Consider the following 16,243-nt stretch of genomic DNA (forward strand, 5'->3'; position numbering starts at 1 on the left):
AAACCTTCAGGTTCGGCTGTACAACAGTTCTTCGTGTAGAAATTCACTAATTAGAGAACGAATCCACGTCGGCGACGAACTGACGGAGCATCTCGCGGGTCACGTGCGGCATGCAGACGACTCGGAGTTCGCCCGTCGCGGTCCGCGAGATTCGCCAGCCAGCGTCGCGGAGTGCGTCGAACAGCGAGTCGGGTATCGACGCGGCGACGAGCGGGAGTTCGGGGTCGACCACGTCGAACTCACGCGCTCGAAGTTCGTCGGCCAACCACTCGGCGTCGGCCATGGATTCCTCGAACTGCTCGCGGTAGCCGTCGGGCCACAGCGTCTCCAGTGCGGCGGCAGCACCGGCGACGCCCGCGCCGCTTCGGGTGCCGGTGAGCGTCGCTTGCGACGTGGATTCGAGATATGGCGTATCGACGGCGAGCGCATCGAGCGTCGCGCGTTCTCTGGCGAGAAACCCGCCCGCGGGAACCACGGCTTGGCCCATCTTGTGCGGGTCGATGGTCATCGTGTCCACGTCGGCGTGGGCGAAGTTCCACGCGTGGTCGGTGAACGGAAGCGCAAACCCGCCCCACGCGGCGTCGACGTGGACGAACGTCCGGCCGTCGCCGGGAGTGTCGTCGGCGAGGGCGGCGAGTTCCGGAATCGGGTCGACGCGGCCGTACTCCGTCGACCCGGCGACGCCGACGACCAGAATCGTCTCCGCGTCGAGACTGGCGCGGACGGCGTCGAGGTCCGCACGATACTCCTCGTCGACGGGGACGGTTCGCAGTTCGACGCCGAGTACGTCGGCGGCTTTCTGGAAACTGAAATGGACGCTTTCGGGGGCGACGACGTTCGGCGTCTCGGGAGCGTCGGGCCACTCGTCGCGGGCGCGGTTTCTGGTCGCGCGGACCGCTTGGATGTTGGCTTCCGTGCCGCCGCTTGCGACGTAGCCGTGCGCCTCCGGAAGCCCGGTCAACTCGCCGAGGGCGTCGACTGCTCGGTTCTCTAACTCGGCGACCGACTGGTACGTCGCGGGGTCACCGGGATTCGTGGCGAGAAAACGCACCGCCGCCTCGCGTGCGGCAGGATGGGGTTCCGTACACATCGAGGAGAGGACTCGGTCGAACTCCTGCGGGACGGCGCGCTGCATACGCCGAACGTAATCTTTCACTCCGTTTATCCATTCCGTTCTGTCGGCGCTGCGGAAGCGACTCCCAGTCAGAAGCCGACGAGTTGGATGTACGCGATGCCGAACAGCGTCGTGTTGTAGGCGGCGTGAATCAGTATCGGCACGGCCAGATTCCCCGTGCGCTCGTAGGCGATGCCGAGTATCGACCCCGTGACGAAGATGACGCCCGTCGTGGCGACGATAGCGAGCGGGTTTCCGAGGTAGTTGAAGACGTGCGGCGAGGCGAAGATGAGGCTGGCGAGGACGATAGTCGCCACCGGGCCGAAAGCGGTTCGGAGTCGGCCCTGAATCGCGCCGCGGAACAGCAGTTCCTCGGCGGGGGCGACGAGGAAGATGGAGAGAACGGCGAGGGCGAGAAGCACCGTCGGGTCGTTCTGTGCGACTTGGCCGATGACGCTCTCGACCGGTTCGATGTTCGTCAGCGTCAGTGCGTACGAGAGCACCGACGCGAGAACGACGGCGACGACTGTCGCTCCGGCGGCGAACGTCAGTTCGCCTCGGTCGGGCCGTCGAATCGGCAGCGAGTTGAGGCGCAGGCGTGCGTAGAGCGCGCCGACTCCAGCGAACAGCAACTGCTGGGGAATCGTTGCGAGGACGAGAACGAACGTCGAGGTGACGCCGAACCCGAGGAAGAACAGCGGGATAATTGCCACGGCACTGGCGATGAGTCCGCCGACGAAGCCGGCCACGAGGAGGCCGAGGGCGACGAGGAGCGCGATAACGCGGTGGAACGTCGACGAACCGCCGGGTCCGTCCGAAGCGGCGGATTCCGGGGTCGGTGTGGGTGTGGAGGACATATGTTACTCACCGTGAGATTAGCGCTGGTGAATATAAAACAGTAGTGAGGGGTGCGAACGGTTCGCGCCCCGTAAACCGCCTTACCGGACGGAGTCGAGCATCAGTTTCTGCTCGACACGCTTGACCTCGTGTTGAACGTCGCGCACCGCGTCGATGTTCGCGCTGATGGAGGTGATTCCCTTGTTGACGAGGAACTGGACCATCTGCGGTTTCGACCCGGCTTGGCCGCAGATACTCGTCTTCACGCCGAGTTCGCGGCACGTCTCGATGGTCGAACCGATGAGTTCCAACACTGCTGGGTGGAGTTCGTCGAATCGGTCGGCGACGTTCTCGTTGTTTCGGTCCACCGCCAGCGTGTACTGGGTGAGGTCGTTGGTCCCGAAGGAGGCGAAGTCGATGCCCGCCTCGGCGAGTTCACGAACCGACAGTGCGCTTGCGGGCGTCTCTATCATCACACCCCACGTCCGTTTCTCGGGGTCGATGCCCGCCTCGCGCATCAGTTGTACCGCGCGGTAGACGTCCTCGGCGTCGTTGACGAGCGGCAACATCAGTTCGACGTTGTCGTAGCCCATCTCCCAGAGGCGGCGGAACGCCTCCAGTTCGTGCGCGAACGCCTCGGGCGTGTCGAGACTGCGGCGGATGCCCCGGTAGCCGAGCATCGGGTTGTGTTCGTTCGGTTCGCCGTCGCCACCCTCCAACTGGCGGAACTCGTCGGTCGGTGCGTCGAGCGTCCGTACGCGGACCGCGCGCGGGTAGAACTCGTCGGCGACGCCCCGAATCCCTTCGACCAGTTCGTCGACGTACGCCTTCTCGCCGTTGTCCGCGATGTACTTCTGCGGCGTTTTGCCGAGCGACAACACCATGTGTTCGATGCGGAGCAAGCCGACGCCGTCGGCCCCCGTCGCCGCGGCGCGTTCTGCGGCCTCGGGGATGGAGACGTTGACTTTCACCTCCGTCGCGGTCATCGGTTTGACCGGCGTCTTCGGGCGAACCTCCTCGACGGGTTCGTGTTGCTCTTCCTTTTTGGCCTTCTGGCCCTCCTGAATCGTCCCTTTGTCGCCGTCGATGGTGATGACCTGACCGTCCGATAGTTCTCGGGTCGCGCTGCCGGTGCCGACGACGGCCGGGACGCCGAGTTCCCGGGAGACGATGGCGGCGTGACTCGTCATCCCGCCCTCGTCGGTGACGATGCCGGCGGCGCGCTTCATCGCGGGAACCATGTCGGGCATCGTCATCTCGGTGACGATGATGTCGCCCTCCGACACTTTGTCGAGTTGGTCGAGTTTGGTGACGATGCGCGCCTCGCCGGAGACGATGCCCGGACTCGCGCCCAGTCCGTGCAGGAGCGTGTCGCCGTCCGACGACGACTGTTTCTGCCCGCTGTTGCCGTTCGACGAGAGCGTCGTCGCGTCGACGCCGTCGCCATCGGTAGCGACTTCGACGCCGTCGGAGCCGGAAATCGTCGTGATTGGCCGCGACTGCAGCATGTACACCTCGCCGTCGTAGATGGCCCACTCCACGTCCTGCGGCGTCTCGTAGTGGTCTTCGACCTCACAGCCGAGTTCGACGAGGCGCTCGATTTCGTCGTCCGAGAGCACGCGCTCGGTGCGTTTCTCGTCGGGCACGTCCACGGTAGAGGTCTCGCCGGTCTCGGAATCCTTTATCATCATCAGCTTCTTGTCCGCGAGCGTCTCTTCCTGAACACTTGCGGAGTCGCGGTCGACGACGTAGTTGTCCGGCGACACCGACCCCGAGACGACCGCTTCGCCGAGACCCCACGCCGCCTCGATGATGATGCGCGGTTCGCCCGTCGAGGGGTGGGAGGTGAACATCACGCCGCTTTTCTCGGCGTCGACCATCTGCTGGACGACGACAGCGATGTCGACTTTGTCGTGCGAGAAGCCCTGTCGCGTCCGGTAGTAGATGGCGCGCTGGGAGAACAGCGACGCCCAACACTCCTTGACGCGTTCGACAAGTTTCTCGGCTTGGACGTTGAGGAACGTCTCCTGCTGGCCGGCGAACGACGCGTCGGGGAGGTCTTCGGCCGTCGCCGACGAGCGCACCGCGACGAACGCCTCCCCGTCGCCGACGGAGCGGTACGCCTCCAGAATCTCCTCGCGGACTTCCTCGGGGAGTTCCGTCTCCGTGATGAGTTCGTGTGCGCGCTCGTGGGCCGCTGCGAGCGCTTTCGAGTCTTCGGGGTCGATATCCATCGCCTCGAAGAGTTCTTCGTCGATGCCTGCCTCCTCGATGAACGTCCGATAGGTGTCGGCGGTCACGACGAATCCCGGCGGGACAGGAAGCCCCGCGGCCGTGAGTTCGCCCAGCGAGGCCCCTTTACCACCGACTGTGTCGATGTCGGCGGCGCGTACGTCATCCAGCCAAAGTACAGCCATTGCGTACTCGGTTCGTCCACAGGATTCCTAAAGAAGCTTGCGTATGGAACAGCGGTGAAAATTACTGACTCGGATGCGAGTGAGATTTCGCACGAAGAGACCAATTTCGCCCGCTTCGAGCGTTCTCGGGGTTGTCTCCGGACGTTTCAACGAACGAATGGGTTCAAACAACCTCTTTGTGCCCGGAGGTGTTCTCGTGGCTCGTGATACGCCTCGCCACACCCGACGACGCCGAAGCCGTTCAGCGTCTCTACGCGCCCTACGTCCGCGACACCGCTATCAGTTTCGAGCGCACGCCACCGACGCACGCGGAGATGCGAACCCGAATGACGACGACGCTCGACTCGCTTCCGTGGTTGGTGTACGAGAAAGAGGGACGTATCCTCGGCTACGCGTACGCCGGAGCGCATCGCGAACGCGAGGCCTACCAGTGGTCCGTCGACCTCTCGGTGTACGTCGCTGCCGACGCGCACCGACGCGGTATCGCGCGCGGTCTGTACACGGCGCTGTTCGGGATTCTCGACGCGCAAGGGTACGTCAACCTCTACGCGGGGACGACGATTCCGAACCCCCGAAGCGTCGGCTTCCATCGAGCGATGGGTTTCGAATCGGTGGGCGTCTACGAGAACGTCGGCTACAAACACGGCGAGTGGCACGACGTGCAGTGGTTCTCCCGTACGCTCCGCTCGCATCCCGAAAACCCCGACCCGCCCGTGCCGCTCGCGGCGGTGCGTGAGACGCCCGCGTTCGAGCGAGCGCTCGACGCCGGAAACGAAGAAATCGACGACTGAGAAGGAAACGGAGAGCGAGTCGTTTCTGTCCCTACTTCTCGATGATGCTCTCTTCGACGGCCTCGCCGAAGTGCCGCGCCACCTGCTCGTAGTACAAAAGCAGTTCGTCGCCCGCTTCGAGGTCGGTGACGGCTTTTCGGCCTTCGCTCGTCGGGACTTTGATGGTCTCTGCGTTCTGCAACAGCGTCTCGACGTGGTCGCCGCCGGCGTCGACTTCGACGCGGAACATCGGTCGCTTCTCTATCTTGACGCGGCCGACGATAACTTCGCGCGTGCGGCCGTCGGTGTCGACGACCTGCACCTCGTCGCCGCTTTTCAACTCGGAGAGATATTTCGTGCCGCCGTCGGGCGTGCGGACGTACGCGTGGACCGCACCGGCGTTGACCCGGAACGGCCGGGAGGCGACGTACGGTGATTCGGCCGTCTCGGCGTGGACGAAGAACAACCCGCGGGACATCGACCCGACGAGCATCCCCTCGTCGTGTTCGAGCAGGCTGCCGGTGTCGACGCAGACCCGGTCTGCCATCCCGACGCGTTCGACGGAGAGCACTTCCGCCCACTGGAGGTCGAGTTGTTCACGTTCGGTCGCGTCGCGGACTTCGACGGTTTGGCGAATCTCGTCGGGGTTGTCCGAGTCGAGAAGGACGCCGTCGGCACCGTGTTCGAGCGTCTCGAACGCCGCACGGGCCTCTTCGGCGGAGGTGACGCCCGCGACCAACTCGGTCTCTTCGCCGATGCGCGCGATGAGATTTTCGAGGGGAATTATCTGCCAGTCCTCGCCGACAACGAGGGTGTGGTCGGCGTCGCGGGCGGCCTCCTCGGCGAACGACTCGTACTCTTTTCCCATGATGCGGACGTACGCGCCCTGTGCGCGGCCGTCGCTGTGTCGGAGCGTCGTGAGGTCCGCCGACCCCGAGAAGTCCGAGGGCAGGTCGACGGTGCCGTCGCCTTCGCCGTCCTTACCGACGATGTAGGCGTCGGCCTCGGCAGTCTCTTTCTCGGCGTCTTCGGCGTCGGTGACGTGGACGTCGGCGTCGTCGCGGAACGCCGCTACCTTCACGTCGCCGAGTTGACGGACGCGGGCCACGTCGGACTCGTCGACGAGCACCCAGTCGACGCCCGCTTCGAGTCCCGTCGTGATGCGCTGCTTTCGAACCTCCCAGTCGCCGACCGTGTCGTCGGCCTTCAACCAGACGCTCCGTGTCATTGTCCGACTCTCTCGGGGGCGCGGCTTGAACGTGGCGGATGCGTCAGGTGTCGTCGGCAAGCCGAAGCACTGACCCAGTTAGCAGACCTGCCAACCGCCGTCGACCTGCAGCAGTTCGCCGGTGATGTAGCTCGCTCCCTCGGTCGCCAAGAACGCCGCCGCGTCGGCGATGTCTTCCGGTTCGCCCGGTCGGCCGAGCGGAATCGGCTTCAGAAACCCGTCGTTCTCGGCGTCCTCGTACATCTCCTCGGTGAGCCCCTCGACGAACTCCGTGGCGATTTGGCCGGGAGCGACGGCGTTGACCCGAATCCCGTGTTCGGCTAGTTCGAGCGCCGCGCCGCGGGTAATCATCCTGACCGCCCCTTTCGTGGAGTCGTACTGGACTTGGTCGAACTGGGCCTCGTTCGAGGAGATAGAGGCCGTGTTGACGATACAGCCCGGTTCGCCCCTGTCGAGCATGTCGTTTGCCGCCGCTTGAACGCCGAAGAAGACGCCGTCGACGTTGACGCGGTGGACTTGCCGGAACTCCTCGGGCGAGAGGTCGAGCATGTCGCCTTCGAGAAACAGCCCGGCGTTGTTCACCATCACGTCGACGCCGCCGTACTCGCGGGCCGCTTCGACGACGGACTCTACTTGGCTTCGGTCGGTCACGTCCGTCTCGACGTACTCGGCGTCGCTGCCCATCTCGCGGATGAGTTCGTGCGTCGGCGTCTCCTCGTCTACGTCTTTCGGGTCCTCGCGCACGTCGGCGACGATGACCGTCGCACCCGACTCGCCGAAGCGCGTCGCCATCGCCCGGCCGATACCCGAAGACCCGCCCGTCACGATGACCGTCTCGCCGTCGAAGTCGAAACTCGTCGTTGCCATACGCTCCGTTCGCGCGACGGCGACAAAAAGTTCGGTTTGACGGTTAGTCGTTCTCGATTCGGTCTGCTGCTCAGGCTTCGATGCCGAGTCCGGCGTGTTCGAGTGCGTCCTCGGTCGACTGGTCGTCGTGGAGAACGGCCGAGACGGCGCGCGTGATTGCCTCGGGGTCGTCGTGCTGGAAGATGGAGCGACCCATCGAGACGCCGGCCGCGCCGGCGTCCATCGCGCCGCGGACCATCTCGACAGTGTCGCGGTCGGTTCCTCGGCTTCCGCCGGCGATGACGACCGGCAGACGCGTCGATTCGACGACGTGCTCGAACGTCTCGGCATTGCCGCTGTAACCCGTTTTGACGACGTGTGCACCCGCTTCCTCGGCGAGACGGACTGCGTGACCGAGCGCTTCGGGGTCGCTGCCGTCGACGTCGGGGCCGCGGGCGTACGCCATCGCCAGAACGGGGACGCCGAGTCGTTCTGCCTCGTCGGTGACGCGCGCGAGGTCCTCGAGTTGCTTTGGTTCGTAGTTGCTGCCGACGTTGAGATGCAGAGAGACGGCGTCGGCACCGACGCGAACCGCTTCTTCGACGGTTCCGGTCATTCGTTTGTCGTTGCTGTCGGGGCCGAGAACGGTGGAGGCGTTGAGGTGGACGATGTACCCTCGTCCGTTTTTGTGCGGGTGGACGCGTGGGGCGAGTCCTTTCTGTGTGAGGACGGCGTCGGCCCCGCCGCGTGTCACCGCCGAGATGGTCGATTCGATGTTTTTGAGGCCTTTTACCGCCCCGAGTGTGATGCCGTGGTCCATCGGAACGACGAGGTATCGCCCCTCCGTGGAGATGCGGTCGAGTCGTGCGTGTATTCCTGTGTTCATGAGTATGTGAATCTGTACCAGTGTACGGTTATGTGCGTTCCGGATGCGGTGTGCGTTGCGCGAACCCCTTCTCCGCACCCTCGCTCAGTTCGCGCGCCTTCTGTTCGAGACGGTCGGCGACTGCTTCGGCTGAATCGCCGTTCTCGTGACCCTCCGCCACGATGTCGACCAGCGCGCTACCGACGATGATGCCGTCCGCGCCGCCGGCGACGATTCGCTCGGCGTGTTCGCCGGTCTTGATGCCGAAGCCGACTGCCTTCGGGACGTCCCAGTCGCTGAGTCGCCCGAGGCTCTCGTCGGTCTGCGTCGAGACGTCACTTCGTGCCCCAGTGACGCCGAGGCGCGCTTGGACGTAGACGTAGCCCGAGACCTGTTCCATGATTCGCTCCAAGCGCTGGCCTTCCGTCGTCGGCGCGACGATGAAGACGAGGTCGAGGTCGAACTCGTCGCACGCCTCTCGAAGCGGGTCGGCCTCCTCGGCGGGCAGGTCGGGGACGACGAAGCCGTCGAGGCCGACTTCGGCGGCTTTCTCGACGAACGCGCGCGGACGCTCTGCTCTCTCGCCGCCGTAGCGGTAGATGAGGTTGTAGTACGTCATGCAGACCAACGGGACGTCGACGTCGAGTTCTTCGACGAACTCGAAGAAACGCGTCGGCGTCATGCCGCCTTCGAGTGCCCGCACGACGGCGTTCTGAATCGTCGGCCCTTCCGCGATTGGCTCCGAGAACGGCAGACCCAGTTCGATTACGTCCGCGCCGCCGCGTTCGAGCGCTTCGACGTACTCGATGGACGACTCGTAATCGGGGTCGCCGACGGCGAGGTACGGGATGAACGCCGGACCGTCCGCGAACGCCTCGGGGATTCGGCTCATCGGAGCCCTCCCGAGAACATCGACATGTCCGGTGCGTTCTCGATACCTCGCTTTTCGGTCTCCTCGATAACTGACTCCAAATCTTTGTCACCGCGGCCGGAGACGTTCACGAGGACAGTGTCGCCGAGGTCCTCGTGGTTGTTCTCTAAGTAGGCGAACGCGTGTGCCGTCTCCAGCGCCGGGATGACGCCCTCCATTCGCGAGAGGCGGTGGAACGCTTCGAGCGCCGCGTCGTCGTCGACGTTCACCGGCGTGGCTCGGTTCTCGTCGACCAAGTAGGCGAGTTCGGGACCCACGCCCGCGTAGTCCAGACCCGAGGAGACGCTGTGCGACTCCATGATTTGGCCATCGTAATCCTGCAGCAGTTTGGTGCGTGCGCCGTGGAGGACACCCTCGCCACCAGTCGACAAGGAAGCCGAGTTGGGCGCGACGCCTTTCTCCTCGTCGACGGAGAGCGACGACCCGCCCGCCTCGACAGCGTACAAGTCGACCCCGTCGTCGTCGACGAACTCGGCGAACGCGCCCATCGTGTTCGACCCGCCGCCTGCGCAGGCAAGCACCGAATCGGGGAGCGTTCCCGCTTGCTCTCGCATCTGCTCACGTGCTTCCTCCGAGATGACCGATTGGAAGTCACGGACCATCGCCGGGAACGGATGCGGGCCGACGACGGAGCCGATGACGTAGTGGGTGTCTTCGACGTTCGTCGCCCAGTCGCGCATCGTCTCCGAGATGGCCTCTTTGAGGGTTCCGCGGCCCACCGTCACGGGGTTGACCTCCGCGCCGTTTATTTTCATCCGGAAGACGTTCGGGCGCTGGCGGTTGATGTCGCGTTCGCCCATGTACACCTCGCAGTCGAAGTCGAGGTGCGCGCAGGCCATCGCCGTCGCGGTGCCGTGTTGGCCCGCACCGGTCTCGGCGATGATGCGCTCTTTGCCCATGTACTTCGCCAACAGGACCTGTCCGAGCGCGTTGTTGAGTTTGTGCGCGCCGCCGTGGAGCAAGTCCTCGCGCTTCATGTACACGTCGCGGTCGTAGCGCTCCGACAACCGCTCGGCGTACTGTGTCGGCGTCGGTCGGCCACCGAAGTCTCGGAGTCGCTGGCGGAACTCGTCCATGAAGCCGTCCTCGTTGTTCAGGACGTACCGCTCGTAGGCGTCCTCCAGTTCCTCGATGGCGGGCATCAACGCCTCGGGGACGTACTGTCCGCCGTACCGGCCGAACTTCCCGTCGCTCGTGCTCATAGTTACTCGTTGGTCTCCGCGTTGACGAACTTCTCGGTATTCATTTGCACGTCTCCGTCCATGATGGCCGACCCGACGAGAAGGCCGTCGGCACCCGCATCGCGCATCCGCCGGGCGTCTTTGGGCGTCGTCACGCCGCTCTCGGCGATGAGCGTCACGTCCTCGGGGACCGCAGGCGCGACGGACTCGAAGGTGGCGAGGTCGACTTCCAGTTTCGCCAAGTCACGGTTGTTGACGCCGATTATCGAGGCTCCCGCCTCGATTGCCTCGCTCAGTTCCTCACCGTCGTGAACTTCAACGAGTGCCTGAAAATCGCGGGCTTCGGCCGCCTCCAAGAGTCCGGACAGGTCGTCGACGAAGCGGGCGATGAGCAGTATCACGTCGGATTCGACGACGTCCAACTGGTCCTCGCGGACGACGAAGTCCTTGCGAAGCACGGGCACGTCGACGGCCTCTCGAATCTTTCTGAGATTCTCCGCCGACCCGCCGAAATGGTCGGGTTCGGTGAGCACCGACAGCGCCGCCGCGCCGCCGTCGACCATCTGTCGGGCGAGTTCGACCGGGTCGTCCTCGCGCGTCCCCTCGGTGGTTGGACTCGTCGGTTTTACCTCGGCGATGACGGGGATTCGTCCCTCGCTCTCGGCGGCGGCGAACGCGTGCGGCAACGACCGCGCGTCGACCGAGAGTCGTTCGCTCCCGCCGTCTCTGTCGCGCGCGGCGGCGAGAATCGAGCGTACCGCCGGGGCGACGTCCGCTGTGTCGTTCATCGATGTACACTAATGCACTAATCTGTTCATAAGGTTTGTGACTGCGGCTCGTAGTTCGAGGCAGTTTCGAGGAGCGTCGCCCGAACCGCGAACGTTGAAGCGGATGCCGACACTCACCTTTTCCATGGAAGACGCAGGAATCTACGCGCGCGAGTCGCCGACGCTCGACACCGTCGTCCAACTCGGCGTCGTCGGCAGTCGCGTCATCAACGTCTCGTTCCCCGACTCGGTACCCGAGGACGCCGAATCCGACCATCCCATCTTGGACCGAATCTTCGCGTATCTCGGCGGCGCGGAGGACCACTTCGACGACGCACCCGTCGCGCTGACCGTCCCGACCGACCAGCGGGGCGTGCTCGAAGCGACCCGAAACGTCCCACACGGCGAGACGATTTCGGTCGAACGACTGGCACGGTTGGCCGGACTCGACGCCGACGACGAGGAGGACGTTCGACTGGTCGAGAAGGCGCTTCGAGAGAATCCGGTTCCGCTCTTGATTCCCGACCACCGGATTCAGGCGACGGGTGCGACTCCCGAGGACGTGGCGGCGGCGTTGCGGCGGGTCGAGCAGGGGTAGATCAGTTACTTCAACTTCAACAGGTCAGACTTGTCGTCCCATAGTATCTTCACGTAGGCACCAAAGCCGACCAGAAGCGACAGCAATACGAGCGTATCGAACCCTCTCACCGCCGATATCGACAGCTCGAAGAACTCCACGAGCGTCGTGACAGCGAACGTGACGAATCCGGCGGTGGCGACGACGGCGGCGGGACGACGGTACTCGCTTGTCGACCAGATACCGGCCCCGATGAGAAGACACATCAGCGCGATCGCTGGGTCCCAGAGTCCCGCCAGTGCCGCGGTATCAGTCATCTCTCCGTAGTAGCTCAGTATAAACAGTAGAAGCGCAATTACGGCCAACGTACGTCTCACGTTAGAGTGGAGGGCACTTTTTGAGACGGTAGACATCTGATGTACGTTTTATCTGTCGGAGTATAATAACCTTCGTCGACTCGTAGCGTGGGCTCGCACTCACTCTCCACCACCGAACGACTCCAATTTTAAGTACGCGCCGACGCCGACCACGACGGCCAACAGCGTAACCGCGTCGACGACAGCAGCGACACCCCTGATTTGAGAGAGGCCGACGAACTCGAACAGCCAAATCGCCGCCGCGACGAACAGTGCCACCGAACCGACGACGCGCAGCGTCGACCCGTCGCCGCGGCCCTCCCACAGCCGGACGCCCCAGATGAAAAACAGCGTCGCGTACACGAGCGTCCACAGCGACGAGAGCGCCGCGTTCCGGGTCGCGGTGCCGTACATCGCCGCGACGGCGACGGCGACGACACCGACGGCGAGAACGACGCGAACGCTTCGCGGGAGCGACTGAAGTGCGGCCATCTGTCCGCCGCTTTCGACTCCGCGACCCTAACTCGTTCGTTCCCGGCCGGTCCACTCCCAGCCGAACCCTTCGTGGACGACGAACTCCAGCGCGTTCACGAGGTAGTGGGCGACGACGACCACGAGGAGGCTCTCGGTGAGGACGAACGCCGCCGCGAGAACGAAGCCGATTGCACCGGTGACGAGAATGCCGACCGGCCCCTGCGCCCCGTGGCCGAGGCCGAACGCAATCGACGAGAACACGGCGAGAAGCCACGGCGAGATATCGAATCCGGCGGCGAGGACGCCGATAAGCGCGCCGCGAAACAGGAGTTCCTCGAATCCGGCGATGATGGGGAGCACGACCAAGAGGAGTATCGCCCAGCCACCGATAGAGTCGGGTGCGAGCGCCTCTCGGAGCGCTTCACCACCACCCAAATCGAACCGCTCACCGGCCATCGCCGCACCCTCGTTGAGCACGTAGAGACCGACGCCGAACGCGATACCGAGACCGACTGCGGTGAGGTCCGTCGTCGCCGCGGTGACACCGAACGCCGAGGCGGGAATCTCCGCCACCCACGCTCCGGCGAGCAACAACCCGGCGAACAACCCTTGCGAGAGCGCGACGTTCGCCAGCAGCGCCCCCGTCGAGAGGTCGGCTGCCGCCCCGAGGTCGGTGTCCGAATCGGCCGTGTCGTCATCGTCGCTCTGTCGGGCGGGCGCTGGGCCGTACTGTACTCGACCCGGAAACTCCACGTCTTCGAGACGCTTCGGTCGCTCGGCGGCAGGCGTCGTCTCTCGTCCGGTCACGGGTGGTGTCTCTGCGTCGTCGTGGTCGGTACTGGAGTCGAACGGCACGCCGGCGGTGGTAGAATCAGTCGCACTGGCGGTGTTCGGAGCGGTGTCGACATCGGCGACGGTGCCAGCGGCCGACGCGTCGACACTCGCCGTTTCGGCCTCGGAGTCGGCTTCGTCGCCGTTCTCGTCGCTATCGCTGGCGATGTCGTCGACGGCACTGCCGTCGCTCACGACACCTTGCGACGCACGAGCCAACAAAAGTAAAAGCGCGAGGACGACGCCCGCGAATCCCGCGAACGTCGACCAATCAGCCATCTACGTTACTGCGGACTGGGGTTCGAGGGGCTGGGGGAGCCTTGCTTCTCGAATGCCGACCCGGTGATGCTCTTGAGGCGGTCGACGAGCGAATCCTTCTCGGGTTCGCCTTCGAGCGCCACGTCGAGCACTTCGCTGATGTGGCTGACGGGGATGATTTCTATCATCTCCTCGTACTCGTCTTCTATCATCACGTCCTGTTCGTTCGCTCTCGGGATGATGACACGGTCCATCCCCGCCTTGGCGGCGGCCTCGATTTTGTGCGTGACCCCGCCGACTGGGAGCACGTCACCGCGGACCGACAGCGAACCGGTCATCGCCAGCGACTGGTCGACGCCGACGTCTTCCAGCGCGCTGATGACGGCGGCTGCGACGGTGATGGAGGCGGAGTCGCCGTCGACGCCGCCCTGTCCGGCCTGCACGAACTGGATGTGGATGTCCTTCTCGGAGATGTTCTCGTCGGAGAACTTCTTGATGATAGCCGAGACGTTGTCGACGGCCTCTTGGGCCATCTCTTTGAGCTGACCGGTGGCGATGACCGTACCGGGGCCCTGCGAAGGCGTCACTTCGGCCATCACGGGAAGGACGATACCGGAGTCCTCACCCATGACCGCGAGTCCGTTGACGCGGCCGACGACGTAGCCCTCGTTGACCGAGAGTTCGTAGTCTTTGCGCCGCTGGATGAAGTCGTCCGCGAGCTGCTGTTCGATGCTGCGGGAGCGACCTTTCGCTTGGAGCACGTGTTCGCGCGTGGTGAACTCGGCGTCCTCGGCGCGGGCCATGTCGCCCGCGACGCGGACCAAGCCCCCAAGGTTACGCAGTTCGAGGGTGAGGTGGCCTTTCCGGCCCGCGCGGCGACGGGCTTCGAGGATGATTTCCTCGATGGCAGCCTCGTTGAACGAGGGGAGGCGACCGTCTTTGGCGACCTCTTGGGCGACGAAGCGCGCGTACTTGCGGCGCATCGCCGGCGTGTCCTCGATGGTGTCGTCCATGTACACCTCGTACCCGTACCCTTTGATACGGGAACGGAGCGCGGGGTGCATGTTCTCCATCGCGTCGAGGTTCCCCGCCGCGACCATCACGAAGTCCGTCGGGACCGGTTCCGTCTGGACCATCGCACCCGAGGAGCGCTCGGACTGGCCGGTGATGGAGAACTCCCGCTCCTGAATCGCCGTCATCAGATGCTGCTGGGAGCGGATGTCGAGCGTGTTGATTTCGTCGACGAACAACACGCCTTTGTTCGCTTTGTGAATCGCGCCGGCTTCGACGCGGTCGTGACTCGGCGTCTCCATCCCACCGGACTGGAACGGGTCGTGGCGGACGTCGCCGAGCAGTGCACCGGCGTGTGCGCCGGTGGCGTCCTCGAACGGGGCCGTCGACGTGTCGGCGTTGTTCACGAGGAGGTTCGGAATCATCGCGTCGCTGCCGCGGGAACCGTAGCGGAAGGCGAGGAAGATGATACCCGCTGCGAGAATACCCAGAAGCACTTGCTGGGCGATGATGAGCGAGTAGCCCACGACCACCGCGATGATAATCCACATGAGGAACGAGCGCATCTGGTTGCGCTTTCTGGCTTCCTCCTTGTGGGCCTCGACTATCTGTTCACCTTTCCCGGCGGGGACGGTCCGAACCTTCGGTTCGTTGCCGTCGTCGGGGTTGTGGTAGACGAGAACGTCCTGAAGTTCCTCTTTCGGGAGGAGTTCACTCATCGCCTTCGCCAGCATCGACTTCCCGGTGCCCGGAGAGCCGATCATCATGACGTGGCGACGCTGTTTGGCCGCTTTCAGGATGACGTCGCGAGCGTGCTCCTGTCCGATGACCTGGTCGACGAGGCGGTCGGGAACCTCGATATCTTCGGTGGTCTCGATTTTGAGGCCGCCGAGGAGGTCGTCCTCGTCGACGTCGTCGGCTACCTCCGCAGACACCTCGACGTCGCTTCCGAGGTCGTCGATGGTCCGCTCGTCGGTCCCGTCGTCGACGGGGTCGGTGACGTCCTTCTCGGACGTCGGCGCGGACTCGTCTGCCCCCTGTTCCGGGAGGCTGTCGTCTTTATCCATGTCGTTGCTCATAGAACTGTGTCGCTACCTGTCCGGAGGGTCGCTCGCCTGATATACTTTCTCCCCGAGCATCCGTCGCTCTTCGAACCAGTCTGCCAGCTTATAGGCTTCTCGCGGCCGTTTTCGGCACTTCGGACGACTCGCCGTGTTTATAAATACTGCGACGGTACTGTTCAGTCATGCGGGGGTTCTACATCGGGCGGTTCCAACCGTACCACAACGGCCACCACCACATGGTCGAAGAGATTGCGACCGAAGTCGACGAACTCGTTCTCGGTATCGGGAGCGCAGGCGACTCACACACGCCGCGCAACCCGTTCACCGCGGGCGAACGCGTCATGATGCTGACGAAGTCGCTGTCGGAGTTCGACCTCACGACCTACGTCGTCCCCATCGAGGACCTCGACCGTAACTCCGTCTGGGTGAGCCACGTCCAGAGCATGTCGCCGAGTTTCGACGTCGCGTACTCGAACAACCCGCTCGTCGTCCAACTGTTCAACGAGGCGGGCGTCGAAGTCCGTCAGTCGCCGATGTTCCGGCGCGAAGTGCTCGAAGGAACCGAACTCCGAGAACGGATGATTCAGGACGAAAACTGGCGACATCTCGTCCCGGAGGCAGTCGTCAACGTCGTCGAGGAGATGGACGGCATCGAACGCATCCAGCGCGTCAGCGACTCCGACGCCAACGGCGACGGCAACTCCGACCCCGCCTGA

16 protein-coding genes are annotated in these 16,243 nt (G+C 64.3%); 3 read left to right on the forward strand and 13 right to left on the reverse strand.

All coding sequences use genetic code 11. The features are described 5' to 3' along the window. Window positions 1-46: 46 nt before the first annotated feature. The 3 genes from mfnA to ppsA form a co-directional block, all read right to left on the reverse strand. Complete coding sequence (gene mfnA / locus AUR64_RS05870) at window positions 47-1,135, reverse strand: tyrosine decarboxylase MfnA (protein ID WP_058581027.1); 1,089 nt, start codon at window positions 1,133-1,135, stop codon at window positions 47-49. Window positions 1,136-1,203: 68 nt separating this feature from the next. Beyond that, complete coding sequence (locus AUR64_RS05875) at window positions 1,204-1,971, reverse strand: CPBP family intramembrane glutamic endopeptidase (RefSeq protein ID WP_082230630.1); 768 nt, start codon at window positions 1,969-1,971, stop codon at window positions 1,204-1,206. A gap of 81 nt (window positions 1,972-2,052) precedes the next feature. Beyond that, on the reverse strand, window positions 2,053-4,368 hold the full coding sequence (ppsA, locus tag AUR64_RS05880) for a phosphoenolpyruvate synthase (RefSeq protein ID WP_058581028.1): 2,316 nt from the start codon (window positions 4,366-4,368) through the stop codon (window positions 2,053-2,055). A gap of 203 nt (window positions 4,369-4,571) precedes the next feature. Here ppsA and AUR64_RS05885 point away from each other — a divergent pair, with 203 nt between their 5' ends. Next, entirely contained in the window at window positions 4,572-5,159 is a 588-nt protein-coding gene (locus AUR64_RS05885) for an arsinothricin resistance N-acetyltransferase ArsN1 family B (RefSeq protein ID WP_058581821.1), read from the forward strand. 31 nt (window positions 5,160-5,190) lie between these two features. Here the strand turns inward: AUR64_RS05885 and AUR64_RS05890 are convergent, their stop codons facing one another. From AUR64_RS05890 to trpC, 6 genes are all read right to left on the reverse strand, one after another. After that, window positions 5,191-6,366, reverse strand: coding sequence for a 3-dehydroquinate synthase II (locus AUR64_RS05890; RefSeq protein ID WP_058581029.1), 1,176 nt, complete (start codon window positions 6,364-6,366; stop codon window positions 5,191-5,193). 78 nt (window positions 6,367-6,444) lie between these two features. After that, window positions 6,445-7,233 (reverse strand): SDR family NAD(P)-dependent oxidoreductase, encoded by a 789-nt coding sequence (locus AUR64_RS05895; RefSeq protein WP_058581030.1) that lies wholly within the window; start codon window positions 7,231-7,233, stop codon window positions 6,445-6,447. A gap of 70 nt (window positions 7,234-7,303) precedes the next feature. After that, complete coding sequence (locus AUR64_RS05900) at window positions 7,304-8,098, reverse strand: 2-amino-3,7-dideoxy-D-threo-hept-6-ulosonate synthase (RefSeq protein WP_058581031.1); 795 nt, start codon at window positions 8,096-8,098, stop codon at window positions 7,304-7,306. Window positions 8,099-8,126: 28 nt separating this feature from the next. Next, entirely contained in the window at window positions 8,127-8,969 is an 843-nt protein-coding gene (gene trpA / locus AUR64_RS05905; protein ID WP_058581032.1) for a tryptophan synthase subunit alpha, read from the reverse strand. Beyond that, window positions 8,966-10,210: a tryptophan synthase subunit beta gene (gene trpB, locus AUR64_RS05910; protein ID WP_058581033.1), complete on the reverse strand. Its 1,245-nt coding sequence runs from the start codon at window positions 10,208-10,210 to the stop codon at window positions 8,966-8,968. The genes trpA and trpB overlap by 4 nt, the downstream gene beginning before the upstream one ends. A gap of 2 nt (window positions 10,211-10,212) precedes the next feature. Next, window positions 10,213-10,977, reverse strand: coding sequence for an indole-3-glycerol phosphate synthase (gene trpC / locus AUR64_RS05915; RefSeq protein WP_058581034.1), 765 nt, complete (start codon window positions 10,975-10,977; stop codon window positions 10,213-10,215). A 124-nt stretch (window positions 10,978-11,101) separates the two neighbouring features. On the opposite strand from trpC, the gene AUR64_RS05920 reads away from it, so the two are divergent. Then, window positions 11,102-11,554 (forward strand): MGMT family protein, encoded by a 453-nt coding sequence (locus tag AUR64_RS05920; RefSeq protein ID WP_058581035.1) that lies wholly within the window; start codon window positions 11,102-11,104, stop codon window positions 11,552-11,554. 5 nt (window positions 11,555-11,559) lie between these two features. Here the strand turns inward: AUR64_RS05920 and AUR64_RS05925 are convergent, their stop codons facing one another. From AUR64_RS05925 to lonB, 4 genes are all read right to left on the reverse strand, one after another. Beyond that, on the reverse strand, window positions 11,560-11,946 hold the full coding sequence (locus tag AUR64_RS05925) for a hypothetical protein (protein ID WP_155120537.1): 387 nt from the start codon (window positions 11,944-11,946) through the stop codon (window positions 11,560-11,562). A 63-nt stretch (window positions 11,947-12,009) separates the two neighbouring features. Then, entirely contained in the window at window positions 12,010-12,381 is a 372-nt protein-coding gene (locus AUR64_RS05930; RefSeq protein WP_058581037.1) for a hypothetical protein, read from the reverse strand. 27 nt (window positions 12,382-12,408) lie between these two features. Beyond that, the gene (locus AUR64_RS05935; protein ID WP_058581038.1) at window positions 12,409-13,473 is read right to left on the reverse strand and encodes a CPBP family glutamic-type intramembrane protease; all 1,065 of its coding nucleotides are present in this window, start codon (window positions 13,471-13,473) and stop codon (window positions 12,409-12,411) included. Window positions 13,474-13,478: 5 nt separating this feature from the next. Beyond that, on the reverse strand, window positions 13,479-15,542 hold the full coding sequence (gene lonB / locus AUR64_RS05940) for an ATP-dependent protease LonB (protein WP_058581039.1): 2,064 nt from the start codon (window positions 15,540-15,542) through the stop codon (window positions 13,479-13,481). A 167-nt stretch (window positions 15,543-15,709) separates the two neighbouring features. Here lonB and AUR64_RS05945 point away from each other — a divergent pair, with 167 nt between their 5' ends. Next, window positions 15,710-16,243, forward strand: coding sequence for a nicotinamide-nucleotide adenylyltransferase (locus AUR64_RS05945; protein WP_058581040.1), 534 nt, complete (start codon window positions 15,710-15,712; stop codon window positions 16,241-16,243).

Source organism: Haloprofundus marisrubri (assembly GCF_001469955.1).
GTDB lineage: Archaea > Halobacteriota > Halobacteria > Halobacteriales > Haloferacaceae > Haloprofundus > Haloprofundus marisrubri.